General features: G+C 60.5%; 23 protein-coding genes and 1 tRNA gene. 12 read left to right on the top strand and 12 right to left on the bottom strand.

Translation table 11 applies throughout. The features are described 5' to 3' along the window. The first annotated feature begins 86 nt into the window (after nucleotides 1–86). The 4 genes from MB824_RS10190 (at nucleotide 87) to MB824_RS10175 (ending at nucleotide 2674) form a co-directional block, all read left to right on the top strand. The gene (locus tag MB824_RS10190; RefSeq protein ID WP_238748413.1) at nucleotides 87–992 is read left to right on the top strand and encodes a LysR family transcriptional regulator; all 906 of its coding nucleotides are present in this window, start codon (nucleotides 87–89) and stop codon (nucleotides 990–992) included. A gap of 5 nt (nucleotides 993–997) precedes the next feature. Then, entirely contained in the window at nucleotides 998–1762 is a 765-nt protein-coding gene (locus tag MB824_RS10185; protein WP_238748412.1) for a BUD32 family EKC/KEOPS complex subunit, read from the top strand. Nucleotides 1763–1856: 94 nt separating this feature from the next. Continuing rightward, nucleotides 1857–2204: a hypothetical protein gene (locus tag MB824_RS10180; protein ID WP_238748411.1), complete on the top strand. Its 348-nt coding sequence runs from the start codon at nucleotides 1857–1859 to the stop codon at nucleotides 2202–2204. Nucleotides 2205–2305: 101 nt separating this feature from the next. Then, entirely contained in the window at nucleotides 2306–2674 is a 369-nt protein-coding gene (locus MB824_RS10175) for a hypothetical protein (RefSeq protein ID WP_238748410.1), read from the top strand. A 97-nt stretch (nucleotides 2675–2771) separates the two neighbouring features. On the opposite strand, the gene dnaQ is transcribed toward MB824_RS10175, so the two are convergent. From dnaQ to rplU, 8 genes are all read right to left on the bottom strand, one after another. Further along, nucleotides 2772–3527 (bottom strand): DNA polymerase III subunit epsilon, encoded by a 756-nt coding sequence (gene dnaQ / locus MB824_RS10170; RefSeq protein WP_238748409.1) that lies wholly within the window; start codon nucleotides 3525–3527, stop codon nucleotides 2772–2774. 85 nt (nucleotides 3528–3612) lie between these two features. Beyond that, nucleotides 3613–3834, bottom strand: a complete 222-nt coding sequence (locus tag MB824_RS10165) for a hypothetical protein (protein WP_238748407.1) — start codon at nucleotides 3832–3834, stop codon at nucleotides 3613–3615. A gap of 22 nt (nucleotides 3835–3856) precedes the next feature. Then, nucleotides 3857–4378 (bottom strand): C40 family peptidase, encoded by a 522-nt coding sequence (locus MB824_RS10160; protein WP_407659234.1) that lies wholly within the window; start codon nucleotides 4376–4378, stop codon nucleotides 3857–3859. A 984-nt stretch (nucleotides 4379–5362) separates the two neighbouring features. Continuing rightward, the gene (locus tag MB824_RS10155) at nucleotides 5363–6409 is read right to left on the bottom strand and encodes an NAD(P)H-dependent flavin oxidoreductase (RefSeq protein ID WP_238748406.1); all 1047 of its coding nucleotides are present in this window, start codon (nucleotides 6407–6409) and stop codon (nucleotides 5363–5365) included. A gap of 131 nt (nucleotides 6410–6540) precedes the next feature. Then, nucleotides 6541–6615, bottom strand: a tRNA-Arg gene (locus MB824_RS10150). An 18-nt stretch (nucleotides 6616–6633) separates the two neighbouring features. Next, nucleotides 6634–7608 (bottom strand): polyprenyl synthetase family protein, encoded by a 975-nt coding sequence (locus MB824_RS10145; RefSeq protein WP_238748405.1) that lies wholly within the window; start codon nucleotides 7606–7608, stop codon nucleotides 6634–6636. A 155-nt stretch (nucleotides 7609–7763) separates the two neighbouring features. Then, on the bottom strand, nucleotides 7764–8033 hold the full coding sequence (gene rpmA / locus MB824_RS10140) for a 50S ribosomal protein L27 (protein ID WP_238748404.1): 270 nt from the start codon (nucleotides 8031–8033) through the stop codon (nucleotides 7764–7766). 34 nt (nucleotides 8034–8067) lie between these two features. Then, entirely contained in the window at nucleotides 8068–8376 is a 309-nt protein-coding gene (gene rplU, locus MB824_RS10135; protein WP_023887837.1) for a 50S ribosomal protein L21, read from the bottom strand. Between the two features lie 216 nt (nucleotides 8377–8592). On the opposite strand from rplU, the gene MB824_RS10130 reads away from it, so the two are divergent. Together MB824_RS10130 and MB824_RS10125 are read left to right on the top strand one after the other, a co-directional pair. Beyond that, a complete protein-coding gene (locus MB824_RS10130; RefSeq protein ID WP_238748403.1) occupies nucleotides 8593–8823 on the top strand; it encodes an exodeoxyribonuclease VII small subunit in 231 nt (76 codons plus the stop codon). Continuing rightward, entirely contained in the window at nucleotides 8807–9703 is an 897-nt protein-coding gene (locus MB824_RS10125) for a polyprenyl synthetase family protein (protein WP_238748402.1), read from the top strand. Before MB824_RS10130 ends, MB824_RS10125 begins: the two co-directional genes overlap by 17 nt. A gap of 105 nt (nucleotides 9704–9808) precedes the next feature. On the opposite strand, the gene rplS is transcribed toward MB824_RS10125, so the two are convergent. From rplS to rpsP, 4 genes are read right to left on the bottom strand one after another with little or no spacing between them, the layout of a single operon-like run. Then, the gene (gene rplS, locus MB824_RS10120; RefSeq protein ID WP_238748401.1) at nucleotides 9809–10183 is read right to left on the bottom strand and encodes a 50S ribosomal protein L19; all 375 of its coding nucleotides are present in this window, start codon (nucleotides 10181–10183) and stop codon (nucleotides 9809–9811) included. A 25-nt stretch (nucleotides 10184–10208) separates the two neighbouring features. Then, nucleotides 10209–10964: a tRNA (guanosine(37)-N1)-methyltransferase TrmD gene (trmD, locus tag MB824_RS10115; RefSeq protein WP_238748400.1), complete on the bottom strand. Its 756-nt coding sequence runs from the start codon at nucleotides 10962–10964 to the stop codon at nucleotides 10209–10211. Beyond that, entirely contained in the window at nucleotides 10964–11473 is a 510-nt protein-coding gene (gene rimM / locus MB824_RS10110) for a ribosome maturation factor RimM (RefSeq protein WP_238748399.1), read from the bottom strand. The genes trmD and rimM overlap by 1 nt, the downstream gene beginning before the upstream one ends. Nucleotides 11474–11483: 10 nt before the next feature. After that, nucleotides 11484–11732 (bottom strand): 30S ribosomal protein S16, encoded by a 249-nt coding sequence (gene rpsP / locus MB824_RS10105; protein WP_238748398.1) that lies wholly within the window; start codon nucleotides 11730–11732, stop codon nucleotides 11484–11486. A 185-nt stretch (nucleotides 11733–11917) separates the two neighbouring features. On the opposite strand from rpsP, the gene alr reads away from it, so the two are divergent. The 6 genes from alr (at nucleotide 11918) to MB824_RS10075 (ending at nucleotide 16682) form a co-directional block, all read left to right on the top strand. Next, complete coding sequence (gene alr, locus MB824_RS10100; RefSeq protein ID WP_238748397.1) at nucleotides 11918–12970, top strand: alanine racemase; 1053 nt, start codon at nucleotides 11918–11920, stop codon at nucleotides 12968–12970. Between the two features lie 6 nt (nucleotides 12971–12976). Then, entirely contained in the window at nucleotides 12977–13465 is a 489-nt protein-coding gene (gene hpaC, locus MB824_RS10095) for a 4-hydroxyphenylacetate 3-monooxygenase, reductase component (RefSeq protein WP_238748396.1), read from the top strand. A gap of 113 nt (nucleotides 13466–13578) precedes the next feature. Next, entirely contained in the window at nucleotides 13579–13911 is a 333-nt protein-coding gene (locus MB824_RS10090) for a zinc ribbon domain-containing protein YjdM (RefSeq protein ID WP_238748395.1), read from the top strand. A gap of 135 nt (nucleotides 13912–14046) precedes the next feature. Then, complete coding sequence (locus tag MB824_RS10085; protein ID WP_238748394.1) at nucleotides 14047–14724, top strand: ricin-type beta-trefoil lectin domain protein; 678 nt, start codon at nucleotides 14047–14049, stop codon at nucleotides 14722–14724. A gap of 154 nt (nucleotides 14725–14878) precedes the next feature. Then, nucleotides 14879–15589: an N-acetylmuramate alpha-1-phosphate uridylyltransferase MurU gene (gene murU, locus MB824_RS10080; RefSeq protein ID WP_238748393.1), complete on the top strand. Its 711-nt coding sequence runs from the start codon at nucleotides 14879–14881 to the stop codon at nucleotides 15587–15589. A 247-nt stretch (nucleotides 15590–15836) separates the two neighbouring features. Beyond that, the gene (locus MB824_RS10075) at nucleotides 15837–16682 is read left to right on the top strand and encodes a YoaK family protein (protein ID WP_238748391.1); all 846 of its coding nucleotides are present in this window, start codon (nucleotides 15837–15839) and stop codon (nucleotides 16680–16682) included. Nucleotides 16683–16817 lie beyond the last annotated feature (135 nt).

Below are 16817 nucleotides of genomic sequence, written 5' to 3'. Positions count from 1 at the left end.
CATTTTTGACGCGGCAGGCGGGCATTTTTTGCCAAAAACACCGCCGCAACGCTGATTGTCAACACGCCCGAAGACACGGAACCCACATGGACATCAACCAACTGCGCGCCTTTATCACCGTCGCCCACACCCAAAACCTTACCCAGGCCGCCGAAAAGCTGTTTCTTTCCCAGCCCGCCGTTTCCGCCCAAATCAAGGCGCTCGAAGCCGACGTCGGCACGCCGCTGTTTACCCGCACCAACAGCGGCATGACCCTCACCCGCGCCGGCGAAGTGCTGCTGCCCGAAGCCGAAGAGCTGTTGCAGCACAAACACCGGCTCGAAGTGTTCGCGCAAACCCTGTCGGAAGACTACATCCACCACGCCCGCCTCGGCCTGATCCACCCCATCCGCGCCGACAAAGTCAGCCGCCTCACCCGCAGCATCGTGCGCCGCGAACCCGGCGTCCAACTGCACATCCAATACGGCATGAGCGGCGAAATCCTCAGCCGCATCCTGGCCAAACGCCTGCACGGCGGCTTTTTTCTCGGCCCGCTCAACCAGCGCACCCTGCAAAGCGTGCCGCTGGAGCACATCGCCTACTCGCTCATCTGCCACACCGACGACGAAAGCCGCCTGCGCAGCGGCCTGCCGCGCAGTCTCAACGACTTCACCTGGATCGAAATGTCCGGCGTTTCCGGCAGCCACAAAAACCTGCAGCAGTTCTGGCACCGCCACAAACTCACGCCGAAAAAACAGATTATCTGCGACTACCCGCAGGCCATTATCGGCCTGGCTGCCGACGGCATCGGCCTGGCGATGGTACCCAAACACAGCGCCCAAGCCGCCCAAGCCCAAGGCAGCCCCATCGCCCTGATCGACGAATTCGAGCAGCAACTGCCGATGAGCTTCGTCTATCTCGACGAATACGGCCAGGATCCGGCGCTGGCGCTGCTGCGCGACGCGGTGCAGGAAGTGTGGCAAACTGCGCCCCCCGTATCCGAAGCAGCCTGAAAACAATGAACGAAACCGATTACGCCGCCGCGCTTGCCGCCATCCTGCCGCAGCAGCAGGACACCATCGCGCGCCACACCCTTGCCGACGGCCAAACCGTATGGGTGCGCAAAACCGGCAAGACCATCGCCGCCTGGCGCTACCGCCTGCTTGGCGCCATCGCTTCGCTGCTGCGGCTGGGCGTGCTGCGCCCCGTACCCAATTTCGGCGGCCGCACCGCGCTCGATACCGAAGCCCAAAGGCTGACCACCCTCACCGCCGCCGGCGTGCGCGTGCCGCAGCTGCTCGCCCGCAACGCCGACGCGCTGATGTTCAGCCATCTGGGCGACACCGATATTCTCGACGCCATCAAAATTGCCGCCGATCCGGTTGCCTGCTGGCAGCGCGGACTGGACGCCATCGCCGCCGTCCATCAGCGCGATCAGTATCTCAGCCAGGCTTTCGGCCGCAACATCATCGCCTGCGACGACGGCGAAACCGGCTTTATCGACTTTGAAGACGACCCCGGCCGCTATCTGCCGCTGGCGCACTGTCAAAGCCGCGATTATCTGTGCTACTTGCAATCCAGCGCCTTCTGGCTGCGCGAAAACGGCCTGCTGCCCGCCGCCGCCGCCGTTTGGCGCCGCCACCGCACCCTGCCGGCCGCCGCTGCGGTAGGCAAAACCGTGCGCCCGATTTTATGGATGCGCCGCCTGCACCACCCGCGCTGGGGCAGCGACACCCTGCGGCTGGCGGCGCTCGCCGAGCTGGTGTTTCTCGCCGGCAGATAGTCCGCACGGTTTTCAGGCTGCCTGGCCGCCATGTCCAAAAAGCAGAAAGCAGCCTGAAAACCGCTTTTTCCCACCACCCGAAGGAAAGAAATCCATGACCGCCAAAACCGTACTCGCCGCCGCGCTCTTTTGCACCCTGCTCGCCGGCTGCAACCCCGGCAGCGACACCGCCAACAACGCCGGCGAACCCGACGAAGCAATCATGCGCAAAAGTTTCGTCGATTCCTGCGCCGCAAGCGCGCACCAAGCGTCCAACGGCTCCGTGAGCAAAGCGCAGGCCGCCGAACTGTGCGGCTGCGGCTACGACAAAGTGTCCGCCAAATACAGCGACCGCACCGCCTGGCGCCAAGCCTTCGCCGAGTACAACAGCAACCCTGCCAGCGCCAAAAACAAGGCTTTTGAAAAGCAGCTGGTCAAGGCCGTCGAATCCTGCATCGAATAAGTCTTCCCCTTTCAGGCTGCCTTACCCACCAGACAAGGCAGCCTGAACGCCGGCTTGACGGACTTCTACACAGCCCCCCAATCTTTAATTCATCCATAACCATGAAAACCCTGCTCCCCGCCCTTGCCCTAACCCTGCTGCTGGCCGGCTGCGATACCGCCGTCGAAACCATGGCCAACAATATTGACGACAAGGAAACCCGCCAAGAAGTCATCAAAAGCTGCTCCGAAGAAATGCAGCAGCCTGAAGACGGCGAACCGGGCTATACCGCGGCGGCGGCCGAGAAAATCTGCGGCTGCGGTTACGACCAGGTTTCCGCGCAATACCCCGACCGCACCGCCTGGCGCAAAGCGCTGATCAGCCACGGGCTTGGCCGCGAAACCAAAGAAAGCAAGGAGATTTTCGACAAACTGGTTACCGCCTTGCAAAACTGTATCGCCGAACACGACGCGGCAGCGGCACCGCAATAGCGTCAACACATTAAAAAGGCAGCCTGAAAAGTTTTCAGGCTGCCCTTTAATATTGGCATATTGGCGGCGGTTGCCTGGTTTTCAGGCTGCCGCCGGTTTATTGCTGCGCGCTGCCGGCATCGGCGCGGTAAATGCTGGTGCCGCCGCAGGATTTGTCGATTTGGTCGAGAAAAGCTTCGTGGGCGGCGCGCTCTTCGCTGTCGGCCGCCAGCACTTTCAGTTTTACGCCGACAGGGCGCGGGAGATGGTCGGCCGGCTGCGGGGCAGTGGTTTGCGGGGTGTCGTCGTCTTCCTGCTCGAAAGCGTCGGTCAGGCTGAACTGGCCGCGGGTCATCGCCAGATAAACGCCGCCGAGCAGCTCGCAGTCGATCAGTGCGCCGTGCAGCACGCGGCGGCTGCGGTCAACCCCCAGGCGGTTACACAGCGCATCAAGATTGTTTTTCTGACCGGGATAGCGTTCGCGCGCCATTGCCAGCGTGTCGGTAATCGTGCAGCCCAAATCTTCAACGCCGGGCATGCCGAGACGGGCGAACTCGGCATCGAGAAAGCCGACGTCGAATTTGGCGTTGTGGATCACCAACTCTGCGCCGCGGATAAAGTCGGCAATCTGTTGCGCCACTTCGGCAAACACCGGCTTGCCTTCGAGCTTGTCGAGTGTGATGCCGTGCACGGCGGCGGCTTCGGCGGGGATATCACGCTGCGGATGGACGTAAAGATGCAGTTTTTCGTCGGTAAAACTGCGGTTGCGCATTTCCAAACCGGCAAATTCAATCAGCCGGTCGGGGTTTTCGGCGGCATTGGGATACAGGCCGGTGGTTTCGGTGTCAAGAATGATTTGGCGGCGGTTGTCCATGCGGATGCTTTCGGTTGGGGATAAACGGCAAACCGCCGCTACGGGCGGTTTTTCAGGCAGCCTGAAACGGCGGCAGATATGGAACTTAGGGCTTTTTGCGGTAGGGATTGTCCACCGCTGCCATCAGCGCGGCCAGATATTCGCGCAGCTGGCGCTCGCTGCAGCCCATCAGCAGGCCGTCTTCAAAAGCGTCTTGGGCAGCCTGAAAAAGCTCGCCCATGTTTTGCTCCATCACTTTGATTTTTTCGGTACACGAGACGATTTCGCCGTCGTCGCCGTACCAAACCGGCATTTTGGGTTGCGGCATAGTCTTCCTTAAGTGAGCGGGATCAGCGGACGAAACGGTCGGCGTTGTTGCGCTTCACGCGGCGGGCGGTGGCGTAACGGGCGTTCCAGTATTTGTTTGACAGACTGACGATTTCGATGCGCTTGCCGGTACGCGGCGCGTGGATAAAGCGGTTGTTGCCGACATACATGCCGACGTGGGAAATGCGCGAACCGTGGGTGCGGAAGAACACCATGTCGCCCGGCTGCAGATCGGTGCGGGCAACATAAGTGCCGACGCGCGCCTGCTCGGCGGACGTGCGCGGCAGATTGACGGCGAAGGCTTTGCGGAAAATGTGCTGCATAAAGCCGCTGCAATCGAAGCCGGTGCTGGGCGAAGTGCCGCCGAAGCGGTAGGCGACGCCGATCAGACCCATGGCGTTGCCGATCAACTCGTCGGCATCGCCCTTGCTGATTGGGCGTTTGTCTTCGGTAGCGTTTTCTTTGTCGCTCTCTTTGCGCGCCGGCGCGGCGGCGACTTCGGCGGAACGGCTTTTTTTCGCTTCGTCGCTTTTGCGCGCAATCAGGCGGTCGAGTTCGTCGTGATCGGGGGAATTATTGGCAGACGACTTCGGCGTTTCGTCCGGCTTGGCTGCCGTATCGGGCTTGGGCTCCGCTTTGGGCGCCGGCGTATGTGGGACGGTTTTGCTTTTGCGGCTGATGATGGAATGCAGCGGATCGTCGGCCGGCTTTTTTGCCTGGGCTTTGCCGGCGGGCTTGCCGCGTTCTTTTTCTTTGGTTTTGGCGCTTTCAGGCTGCTTTTCTTTGGTTTTGCCGTTTTTGGCGTCGCGGGCTTTGTCTTTGGCGCTGTCTTTAGCTTTTTTTGCTTTGTCTTGGTTTTTGTCTTTGCGGGTGTCTTGGTCGTTTTTTTTGTTTTTGTCTGCAGCTTTGCCTTTGGCGTTTGGGGTTTTGTCGGCAGCGGGTTTGGCTGCTTTTTTGCTGTCTTTTTTGGCGTCGGCCTTATCGGATTTTTTGTCGGTTTTCTTTTCGGCCGGCTTGGCCGCGGTTTTGGCGGGCTTCTTGGCGGGCGCCGCCGAGACCGTGGCGGGCAGTGCCAGCAGGCCGAGCAGGCAGCAGGCCGTGCCGCATAGTTGTTTGAAGAGATTCATATTCGTCCGCAATCGTTTCAGGCTGCGGCAAGCAGCCTGCTGTATTGGTCGGGAGCGGCCGCAGCCGCGAAAGAGTGTGCCGGAAAGCCGTTTGGGCGCCGGCCAAATGGAAGTGCGCCGCCTAGTGTTGCGCGCGCACCATAAAAACTCGGGCATTCTACCCGATTTCATGCAATAACGGGTTAAGAACCATTAGAAAAGGTAAGGCAGACGCATCAGCCGCTTGACTAAAAGCCGCGGTGCGGGTTCGGTTTTGCGCGGCAGCCCAAATGCCGTGTTTTGCCGCAGTTTTCAGGCTGCCTGACGACTGACATAGACAAAAGCAGCCTGAAAACAGCGCCGCACGAAAAAATCGCCGCGTTGGCGGCGGATTGGGCGTTTCAGGCTGCCCAAGCGGCGGTTTCAGGCTGCCTGAAAGCCGGCGGCCAGTCTGGCAACGATTTTGGCGGCGCTGCCCGGCCGTGCCGCCAATACGTTTTGCCCCGCCCAGAACGACGAATATTCGCTGCTGCCGGCCTGCTCGGCGGCGCGGCGCAATAATCCGGCGGCGGCTCCGGCCTGCGGAAACGGCAGGGCGGCGGGATGGATCGGGCCGGCTTCGTCGATATAGGCGCTGCGGATGCCGCGGGCGATGCCGCCGCTAAACAGATTGGTCAGCACGGTATCGGCCGCCTGCGGGCTTTGCAGCGCGGCGCGGTAGGCGGGGCTGGTTTTGGCTTCGTCGGCCAGCAGAAAGGCGCTGCCGCATTGGACGGCGTCGGCACCCAAATCTAGCGCCGCCCGCACCGCGGCGGAATCGCTGATGCCGCCGGCGGCAATCAGCGGCAGCGACACCGCGCGGCGGACATTCGGCAGCAGGGCAAACAGGCCGCTCTGGCGCGTCAAATCAGACGATAAAAACATGCCGCGGTGGCCGCCGGCTTCCAGCCCCTGCACGATAATGCCGTCCGCGCCCTGCCCTTCCAGCCAGCGCGCTTCATCGGCGGTAGTGGCATTGCCGAGCACCAGCGCGCCGCTGTCTTTCACGGCCGTCAGCAGGCTGCTTTGCGGCAGGCCGAAATGAAAACTGACCACCGCCGGCCGGTGGCGGCGCACCACTTCCAACATCGCCTCGTCAAAGGGATTGCGGCCGGCATCGGTGGGAATATCGCTTTCGGCCAGGCCAAAACGCGCCAGATGCGGCGCCAGCAGCCGATGCCAAGTCGCCCGCTGTTCGGCAGTAACCGATTGCGGGCGGTGGGCGAAAAAATTGAGATTGTAGGGCGCATCCCCAATCAAACTGCGCAATTCGTGCAGCGCGGCATCCAAAGTATCGGGCGCGAACATCGCCGCCGGCAGCGAACCGAGCGCGCCGGCGCGGCAGACGGCGGCGGTCAGCTCCACGCCTTGCGCGTAGGCCATCGGCGCCTGAACCAGCGGGAAAGACAGTTGGGACAATAAACGACGCATGATGATTTCTCCTGTGTGTGTTTATGCTGCCGCAAGGATACGGCAGGCAGCCTGAAAGCGGCTGGCGCGGCAAAAATAACAGAAAACAGGACGGGAGAAAACAAGAAACGAGCTTTACGCCCGAAAAAGATTGGCCTCGCCGACAGGAATCGAACCTGTATTTTACGCTTAGGAGGCATACGTTCTATCCGTTGAACTACGGCGAGGTTTTGCAGAAAAGACGGTTAAGAGAGACGGGCTACCGACAGCTCTGCCAGATCGCGCATGGCGCGGCGCACTTCGTTATCCGGCAGCGCTTCAAGGCAGGCGGCGGCGCGTTCGGCGGCTTGGCGCGCCTGCGCGGTGCAGTAGGCCAGCGCGTCGGATGCGAGCACGTGGGCGTGGATTTTGTCGAAATAGCTGCGGTCGGCGTGGGTGAGCGCGTGGCGCACGTCGGCGGCGGCTTCGGCGCTGCCCCGGCGCATCAGGTAAATCAGCGGCAGGGTAGGCTTGCCTTCGGCCAAATCGTCGCCGACGTTTTTGCCAATCTGCTCGGGGCTGCCGGAATAATCGAGCACGTCGTCGATAATCTGGAAGGCGGTGCCGACGTACATACCGTAGTCTTTCAGTGCCTGCTCCTGCGTGGCATCGGCGCCGGCAAGAATCGCGCCGACTTGGGCGGCGGCTTCAAAGAGCTTGGCGGTTTTGTACTGGATAACCTGCAGATACTGGCTTTCGCTGATGTCGGTATTGCCGATGTTCATCAGCTGCATCACTTCACCTTCGGCGATGATGTTGGTGGCATCGGCCATCACATCCAGGATTTTCAGGCTGCCCGAGCCGACCATCAGCTGGAAGGCGCGGGTGTAGAGAAAGTCGCCCACCAGCACGGCGGCGGCGTTGCCGAACAGATTATTGGCGGTGGCGCGGCCGCGGCGCAGCTCGCTTTCATCGACTACATCATCATGCAGCAGGGTGGATGTGTGGATAAATTCAACCATTGCCGCCAGCGAGTAGAGTTTGTCGTCGTCGTAGCCCAGCACTTTGCCGGCGAGAATGGTGATGATGGGGCGCAGCCGCTTGCCGCCGGCGCTGATGATGTAGCTGCCGATCTGCGAAATCAGCGCCACTTCCGACTGCACGGCCTTGCCGATGACCGCATTGACACGTTCCAAATCGGCATCGAGATGTTGCTGGAAATAAGGCAGGCTGTACAGCATGGTGGTGCTTTCGCAAGAGGCGGCGGGTTAAACAAAGGGGCGGATTATACAGGCTGGCACGGCGCTTGTCTGCCCGCTGCCGGCTATTTTCAGGCTGCTTCACGCGGGCAAGCAAAAGCCCTGCCGTTTGACGGGCAGGGCGGGAAAACTGCGGTTTAGTTCTCGCCGGTGTAGGGGCGGACGCTGACAGTTTTGCGGTTCAGGCGGCCTTTTACGGCGAATTCCACATAGCCGTCCACTTTGGCGAACAGGGTATGGTCTTTGCCCATGCCTACGTTGTCGCCGGCATGGAATTTGGTACCGCGCTGGCGCACGATGATGGAACCTGCAGGGATCAGTTCGTTGCCGTAGGCTTTCACGCCCAGGCGTTTGGCTTCTGAATCGCGGCCGTTTTTAGAGCTACCGCCGGCTTTTTTGGTTGCCATGTTTAATACTCCTTAAACTGTGGTGAACGGGTAATCAGGCGATGGCCACGATTTCGATTTGGGTGAAATTCTGGCGGTGGCCTTGGCGTTTTTGGTAGTGTTTGCGGCGGCGCATTTTGAAAATGCGGATTTTCTCGCCGCGTCCGTGTGCCACTACTTTAGCCGTTACTTTCGCACCTTCGATAAAGGGTGCGCCTACTTTTACAGACTCGCCGTCAGCAATCATCAGAACTTCGGTCAGTTCGATTTGGCTGTCGAGTTCGGCAGGTATCTGTTCTACTTTCAATTTTTCGCCAACGGCAACTTTATACTGCTTGCCGCCGGTTTTTATGACCGCGTACATACTCAACTCCGTGTAGTTGTTCGGTAAAAAAATTTTCCGCGCCCCATGCGCGAAAGGGGCGGATTATTCCATTAGCTGGATGTTTTGTCAAAGTTTTATTGGCTGCCTTTTGTTGTCCCGTTTTAAGCCCCGCACTCGCTTTCAGGCTGCCTGCAATCCTTTATGGCTTATAATCGCCGCCTTTAATCTCCGACTACCCGACACGGGAACACAAGCATGACGCGCAAAACCACCCCGAAAACTTTTGAAGACGCTCTGGCGCGGCTGGAAGCGATTACCGAAGCGATGCAGGGCAGCAGCCTGCCGCTGGAAGAAGCGCTGGCCGCCTATCAGGAAGGCAGCGAACTGGTGCGCTTTTGCCAGAACAAACTGGCGCAGGTCGAACAAAAACTGCAGGTATTGGATGCGGACGGATTAAAGGAGCTGGATCTTGACGGCAAAGAATGATTTTTCAGGCTGGCAAAGCCGCGCCCGCGCGCAGACCGAGCTGATTTTAGAACGGGTTTTGCCCGCGGCATCAAAGCAGCCTGAAAGCCTGCATCAGGCGATGCGTTATGCGGTTTTGGACGGCGGCAAACGCCTGCGCCCGCTGCTGGTGCTGGCGGCGGCCGAACTGGGCAAGAGCGTTCAGGCTGCCTGCGAGCAGGCGGCGGCGGCGGTCGAATGCATCCACGTTTACTCGCTGGTGCACGACGATATGCCGGCCATGGATAACGACACCCTGCGCCGCGGCAAGCCCACCTGCCACGTCCGCTACGGCGAAGCGACCGCCCTGCTCACCGGCGATGCGCTGCAAACGCTGGCTTTCGAGCTGCTGTCGCAAACCAACGGCCTGCCTGCCGACCGCCAGCTGCACATGATCCGCACGCTGGCCGCAGCATCCGGCAGTCTCGGCATGGCCGGCGGGCAGGCGGTGGATTTGGACAATGTCGGCAAATCGCTGTCACAAACCGAACTGGAAGCGATGCACCGCCTGAAAACCGGCGCGCTGATTCGTGCCGCCGTGCTGCTGGGCGCTTTAAGCTGCCCCGACTTGGATGATGCCGCGCTGGAAAAGCTCGACCGCTACGCTGCCTGTCTCGGCCTGGCCTTCCAAGTGGTGGACGACGTGCTCGACTGCAGCGCCGACACCGCGACGCTGGGCAAAACCGCCGGCAAAGACGCCGAGGCCGACAAACCGACCTATGTGAAACTGATGGGGCTGGACGCCGCCCGCCGCTATGCCGAAGAGCTGGTAGCTGAAGCGCTGGCACAGCTGCAGGCGTTTGACGAACGGGCAGAGCATCTGCGCAGCCTTGCCCGTTTCGTAACCGCACGCAGCCATTAAACCAAAACAATAAAGGCAGCCTGAGAAGTTTTCAGGCTGCCTTTTGCGTACCGGTACCAACAAAAACCCGTTTCCGGATAATGGAAACGGGTTTTTGCACCAAACTTAGTCTTGCTGCTGTTTGCGGGCAGGCAGTTTTTCTTTGATGCGTGCGGCTTTGCCGGTCAGGCCGCGCAGGTAGTACAGCTTGGCACGGCGTACGTCGCCGCGGCGTTTGACTTCGATTTTTTCCACGCGGGGAGAGTACAGCGGGAAAGTACGTTCCACGCCTTCGCCGCTGGAGATTTTGCGCACGATGAAGTTGCTGTTCAGACCGCGGTTGCGGCGGGAAATCACCACACCTTCATAGGCCTGCAGACGGGTACGGTTGCCCTCTACCACGCGCACCCACACCACAACGGTGTCACCGGGGGCGAAAGCGGGGATGTCTTTGTTCAAGCGGGCGATTTCTTCCTGCTCTAACTGTTGGATCAGATTCATGTGAAAACTCCTGAATATAATTGGATTATGCCTTATCCTGCTGCTCGGACAGAATCTTTTGCAGCAATCGGGCTTCCTGTGGGATCAATGCGCGCCCCTCCAACAAATCGGGGCGGCGGTTCAAAGTGCGGCGCAGCGCCTGTTCCAAGCGCCATTCCGCGATTGCGGCATGGTTGCCCGATTTTAAAACCTCGGGAACGGCCATACCGCAAAATTCGCTGGGCCGGGTGTAGTGCGGGCAGTCCAAAAGACCGTTGGCAAACGAGTCTTGCGCGGCAGACTCGATGTCGCCCAATACCCCCGGAATCAACCGTAACACGGCATCCATCAGCATCATCGCCGGCAACTCGCCGCCGGATACGACGAAATCGCCAACGGATATTTCTTCATCAACACTGCTTTGCAACAGGCGCTCGTCCACGCCTTCATAACGGCCGCAAAGCAGTATCAGATTGTCGTAGCCGGCAAGTTCGCTCACTTTTTGGTGGGTGAGCGGCGCGCCCTGCGGGCTGAGATAAATCACGCGGCGACTGGCGGGATTGCCGCTGCAGTTGGCCACGGCTTCGTCGATTGCCGCCTGTAGCGGCGGCGCCATCATAATCATGCCGGGGCCGCCGCCGAAAGGACGGTCGTCGATATAGCCCAAACGGTTGTCGGCAAAGCGGCGCGGGTTGATGGCGCAAAACGACCAGATGCCTTGTTTGGCCGCCCGTCCGGTTACGCCGTATTCGCCGATGGCGGCAAACATTTCGGGAAACAGGGTCAGGGCTTGGATTTTCATCAGTAGTCGCTGCCCCAATCGGCGGTAATGGTGCGATTTTCCCGATCGACGCCGTCGATAAACTGGCTGACAAAGGGAATCAGCGTTTTGCCTTCGGCTTTGGCCACCACCAGAATATCGTGGGCGCCGGTTTCCATCAGGTTTTGTACCGTACCGATGGTTTCGCCGGCGCGGTTTTTCACCTGCATGCCGACCAAATCGACCCAGTAGTATTCGTCTTCTTCGGTTTCGGCAAATTCGTCGCGCGGTACTTCAACGGTGTAGCCGCGCAGCAAGGCAGCCTGGTCGCGGTCGTCTATGCCGGCGAATTTGACCTGCAGTTCGCTGCCGACGATTTTGCCGTCTTCGATTTCCACGTCTTGCCGCCTGCCGTCTTTATGCAGCCGCCAGCGCCGGTAATCGAGCAAACTGTCGGCGTATTCGGTATCGGTTTTGACTTTCAGCCAGCCTTTGATTCCGAATACGCCTTTGATGTAGCCCATGGCCACCCATTGCGCGGAGTCGCTCATGCGGGTGGGCTTAAGCGGCGTTTTGCTGTTCTTTTACCAGCTTGGCAACGGCCGGAGTGATTTGCGCGCCCTGGCTGATCCAGTGGTTCAGGCGGTCGGCCTGCAGGCGTACGCGCTCTTGTTTTTCGTTGGCAACGGGGTTATAGAAACCTACGCGCTCAACGAAACGGCCGTCGCGGCGGGCGCGGCGGTCGGTTACTACGATGTTGTAGAACGGGCGTTTTTTGGAACCGCCGCGGGACAAACGGATAACTACCATGAGAATTCCTTTGAAAAAATCGTCAATTTGCGAAACCGCGCATTTTAGTGTGTTTTCCGCCATTCAGGCAAGCCTTTATTTTCAGGCTGCCGCGGCTGCCGGCAGTTTATCAAAACCGGTAAAGCCCCTATAATCCGCCCCTTTACCCATTTTCAGGCTGCCTTTAAGCCTAGGACACAGCAACCATGCGCCCCCTGATATGCGAAATCCGCCTGCAGCACCTGCGCGACAACTACCGGACACTCAAAGCCTTACACGGCGGCAAAATGCTGGCGGTAATCAAAGCCGACGCCTACGGCCACGGTGCGCTGCCCTGCGCGCAGGCGCTGGAAAACGAGGCCGACGGCTTTGCGGTGGCGCTGCTGGAAGAAGCGCTGCAGCTGCGCGAGGCCGGCATCCAAAAGCCCATCGTGCTGCTCGAAGGGGTGTTTCAGGCTGCCGAATACGCTTTGGTTGACCAACACCGCCTGTGGCCGGTCGTCCACCAGCAGGCGCAACTAGAAGCGCTGCTCGCCCACAACTGGCAATCGCCGGTAAACGTCTGGCTGAAAATGGACAGCGGCATGCACCGCGCCGGCTTTTTCCCGCAGGACTACGCCGCCGCCTACAACGCGCTGAAGCAAAGCCCGAAGGTGGCCGAAATCGTCAAAATGAGCCACTTTGCCTGCGCCGACATCGCCGACAGCGGCATGACCGAGCTGCAAACCGAAACCTTCGACAGCATCTGCGCCGCACTGCCCGGCGCCGAAAGCCTGGCCAATTCCGCCGCCATTCTCGCCCACCCCGCCAGCCACCGCGAATGGGGGCGGGCGGGCATCGCGCTGTACGGCATCGACCCGTTCGGCGGCCGCGACAGCCGGCTCAAGCCGGTAATGAAACTCTCCAGCCAAGTTTTTGCCGAACGCATCCTGCAGGCGCACGAGCCGGTGGGTTACGGCGCCGCCTTCTACACCAGCCGCCCCACCCGCGTCGGCCTGGTGGCCTGCGGCTATGCCGACGGCTACCCGCGCCACGCCGGCAGCGGCGCGCCGGTATCGGTTTCAGGCTGCCCCAGCCGCATCATCGGCCGCATCTCGATGGACATGCTCACCGTTGATTTGAGCAAAGGCGGCGGCAGCGGCGACAGCGTCGAACTCTTCGGCGACGAAATCAGCGTCAACGAAGTGGCCGCCGCCGCCGGCACCATTCCCCACGAAATCGTCTGCGCCGTCAAACGCGCGCAAAAAATCTACCGGTAGGCCGCCATGGACAGCATCCAGCAGGATTTCCGCAACGCCATGGCCGCCTGCGCCGCCGGCGTCTATCTGATTACCACCGACGGCGAACACGGCCGCTACGGCATCACCATGACCTCGGTCGCGCCGGTTACCGACACCCCGCCCACCGTGGTGCTGTGCGTCAATCTCAACACCCGCATCTGCCCGATACTCACCGGCAACGGCGAGCTGTGCATCAACGTGCTTTCCGCCGGCCAGCAAGACGCCGCTGAGCATTTTGCCGGCATCACCAAACTCACCCACGAAGAGCGTTTCGAGCAGCACATCTGGCACCGCGGCAGCAGCGGCCAGCTGCAGATTGACGACGCCCTCGCCCACCTGCACGGCCGCATCCTCCAGCATCACGACATGGGCACCCACCGCATTTTCTACGTCGGCATCGAAGAAATCCGCCTGGGCAAGCACAACCGCCCCGCCCTCGCCTATTTCCGCCGCGCCTTCGCCCAAATTGCGTAAGGACAAAAAAGCAGCCTGAAAAGCAAAAGCAGCCTGAAAGCCGCATTATTCGGCTCTCAGGCTGCCTCCAAACCCCGAACCATCCGCCCAACCATTGATTAAAGGAACCCACCATGACCCAACCCGCCTGCCCGCAATGCGGCTCCGAATACGCCTATCACGACGGCATCCAGTTTGTCTGCCCCGAATGCGCCCACGAATGGCAGCCTGAAAACGAAGCCGCCGCCGAGAGCGCGGCGGTGGTAAAAGACGCCAACGGCACGCCGCTGGCCGACGGCGATACCGTGGTGCTGATTAAAGATTTGAAAGTCAAAGGCAGCTCGCAGGTGATCAAGCAGGGCACCAAAGTGAAAAACATCCGCCTGCAGGAAGGCGATCACGACATCGCCTGCAAAATCGACGGCAGCGCCATGAATTTAAAGTCGGAATTTGTAAAAAAAGCGTAATCGTTTGTACAGCCGGTTTACCGCCTGCCCGCTTGGCCTTATGCTGCCGGCCGCCGGCTTGGGCGCGGCCTGTTTTCAGGCAGCCTGAAAGACCTTAGCCGCTGTTTTTACGAAAGGAATCCACATAAAAAAACCATGACCGCCGCCCTGCTGCTGCCGCTGATGCCGGCCGCCTGCAATGTGCAGCTGCCCGATCTGATCGACATCGACTCGCACGGGCAAAACGACCGCATCTACTACCCCGAACACAACCGCCGCGACGATTACGAACGCGAGCGCGACCAATACGATGCCGGCGGCCTGATCCGCACCGACCGCGGCGAGTGCCTCGACATCCACGGCGACGACCACCACAGCCTGATCCGCTACCGCTGCCACGGCCAGTCCAACCAACAATTCCGCTTCGATTCGCGCAGCGGCACCATCCGCCAAAACGGCCGCTGTCTGGACGTATCCGGCGGCGAAACCCGCGACGGCAGCCGCGTTATCCTGTTCCAATGCAACGGCAAAGACAACCAGCGCTGGTATCTCGACGGCGGCCGCATCCGCAGCGCCGATTCGGGCAAATGCCTCGATGCCTCCGAAAACTACCTGAGCATCCGCAGCTGCAACAGCAGCCGCAACCAGCAGTTCTATTTCAGCAACCGCTATGACCGCGAGCAAAGCCGCAAACACGGCTCCAGCAGCATCAGCAGCGAAGATCGCGGCATCGGCAACACCCGCCGCGAGCGCAACTACGACACCCGCACCCCCGACGGCATCCGTCTGGACAGAAACGGCAGCGGCAGCGTGTGGGTGGACGACAACCACTAAACCCGCCCCACCGCAAAAGGCAGCCTGAAAACCGTATTCGCGGCTTTCAGGCTGCCTTTGCCAAACGCCAAACAAGCGTATTCCGTGCGGCGGACAGCATTTTTTCAGGCTGCTTTTGCCCATCCGAAACACCCAAACTGCACAAAGGTTCCCCATGAAAGCCATGATTCTGGCCGCCGGACGCGGCGAGCGTATGCGTCCGCTGACCGACCGCACGCCCAAGCCGCTGCTGAAAGCCGGCGGCGAAGCGCTGATTGTCCACCACCTGCGCCGGCTTCACGCCGCCGGTTTTCGCGACATCGTCATCAACCACGCCTGGCTCGGCCGCCAAATCGAAGACGCGCTGGGCGACGGCGCGGCGTGGGGCGTGAATATCGCCTATTCGCCGGAAAACGAAGGCGGGCTGGAAACCGCCGGCGGCATTGCCACCGCGCTGCCGCTCTTGGGTAATCAACCGTTTTTGGTGGTGAACGGCGACGTTTTTACCGATATCGACTTTCAGGCTGCCGCCGAACGCGCTGCCGCCCTTGCCGAACGCAGCCTACTGGCGCATCTGTGGCTGGTGCCCAACCCGCCGCACCATCCGGCGGGCGATTTTGCGCTCGACAATAGCGGCCTGCTGCACGCCGATGCCGCCGCGCCGAACGCGCAGGGCGGCACATTTAGCGGCGTCGGCGTTTACGCGCCCGAGCTGTTTGCCGGCATTGCGCCACACAGCCGTGCCAAACTCGCGCCGCTGCTGCGCGATGCGATGACCGATGGGCGCGTTGGCGGCGAGTTCCACCACGGCCTGTGGCTCGATGTCGGCACGCCCGAGCGGCTGGACGAAGCCGATGCGCTGGCGCGGGCAGGAAAATTGTCCTAACGGCTTTTCAGGCTGCCTTGAGATGGATTCGGGCAGCCTGAAACGTTTGCGCCCAAGCATTTTTCAGGCTGCCTGCCATATTCGGGCAGCCTGAAAAATATCCGCCGGCTTGGATATCAGTCAAAGCCCGCGCCGCGCGGCAGATGCTAAAATGCCGGCGCCGTGTTTCAGGCAGCCTGAAAGCCGTTTTGCCGCACTTCAGGCTGCCCGAACAACGAAAACGCCGTTTTCTTTCTTTTTTACCGCCATGTCCCGCACCCGCCGCCCGCGCAAAACCGTTTCCCACCCATTCTGGCAGGCAGACAAGCCCTATCTGCACGACAGCCCGATTTCGGACTTCCGTTTCCGGCTGCTGGGCTATCTGATGGCGCTCTTGGCGGGGGCGATCAACGCCGGCGGTTTCTTTGCGGTGGCCGGCTACACTTCGCACATCACCGGCCACCTTTCCAACGCTGCCGATGAGTTCGCGCTCGGCCGCTGGCAAACCGGCCTGCTGGCGCTCTCGGGCGTGCTCGCTTATCTCACCGGCGCCACCCATTCGGGCTGGATTATCCTGTGGGCCAAGCGTTTTCGTTTTCACAGCAGCTATGCGCTGTCGATGTGGATGGAAGCGCTGTATCTTTTGCTGTTCGGCCTGCTGGGCGTGGCGCTGTCTCATATCGGCAGCGCGATGGTGCCGCCTACCGTGCTGTTTCTGTCGTTTATCATGGGCATGCACAACACCGTGATGACCGTGCTCTCCGGCGGCGCCATCCGCTCCACCCACATGACCGGCACCGTAACCGATTTGGGCATCGAGCTGGCCAAAGTGCTCTACTACCGCCGCGACACCAATCCGCGCCTGCCCGACGTAAAAGTAAACCGCCCGAAAATGGCGCTGTTTACCGGCACCGTTGCCAGCTTTGTGATCGGAGGCATCATCGGCGCCTGGGGCTACCACCAGATCGGCTACCATTTCACCCTGCCGGTCTCCGCCACGCTGTTTATGCTCGGCTTCGGCTCGATCGGCTACGACATCCGCAGCCGGCTGCGCTGGTATCTGATGCGACGGGAAAAACAGCGGCCAAACGAAAAGCAGCCTGAAAACCGATAACAGGGTTTTCAGGCTGCTTTTTGCCGGCTGTAGCATTTATGCCGCGATCGTCGGTGTTGTTCCGGCATTTGGGTTAAAAATGCTAAGTTTTGTTTGTCAGCCCGTTATAATTGCGCCCTTTTTTCGTTAAACCCC

This window comes from Kingella pumchi (genome assembly GCF_022288825.1).
Lineage (GTDB): Bacteria > Pseudomonadota > Gammaproteobacteria > Burkholderiales > Neisseriaceae > Kingella_D > Kingella_D pumchi.
The sequence above is the reverse complement of the archived record's forward strand: the minus strand, read 5'-3'. Positions and strand labels throughout refer to the sequence as shown.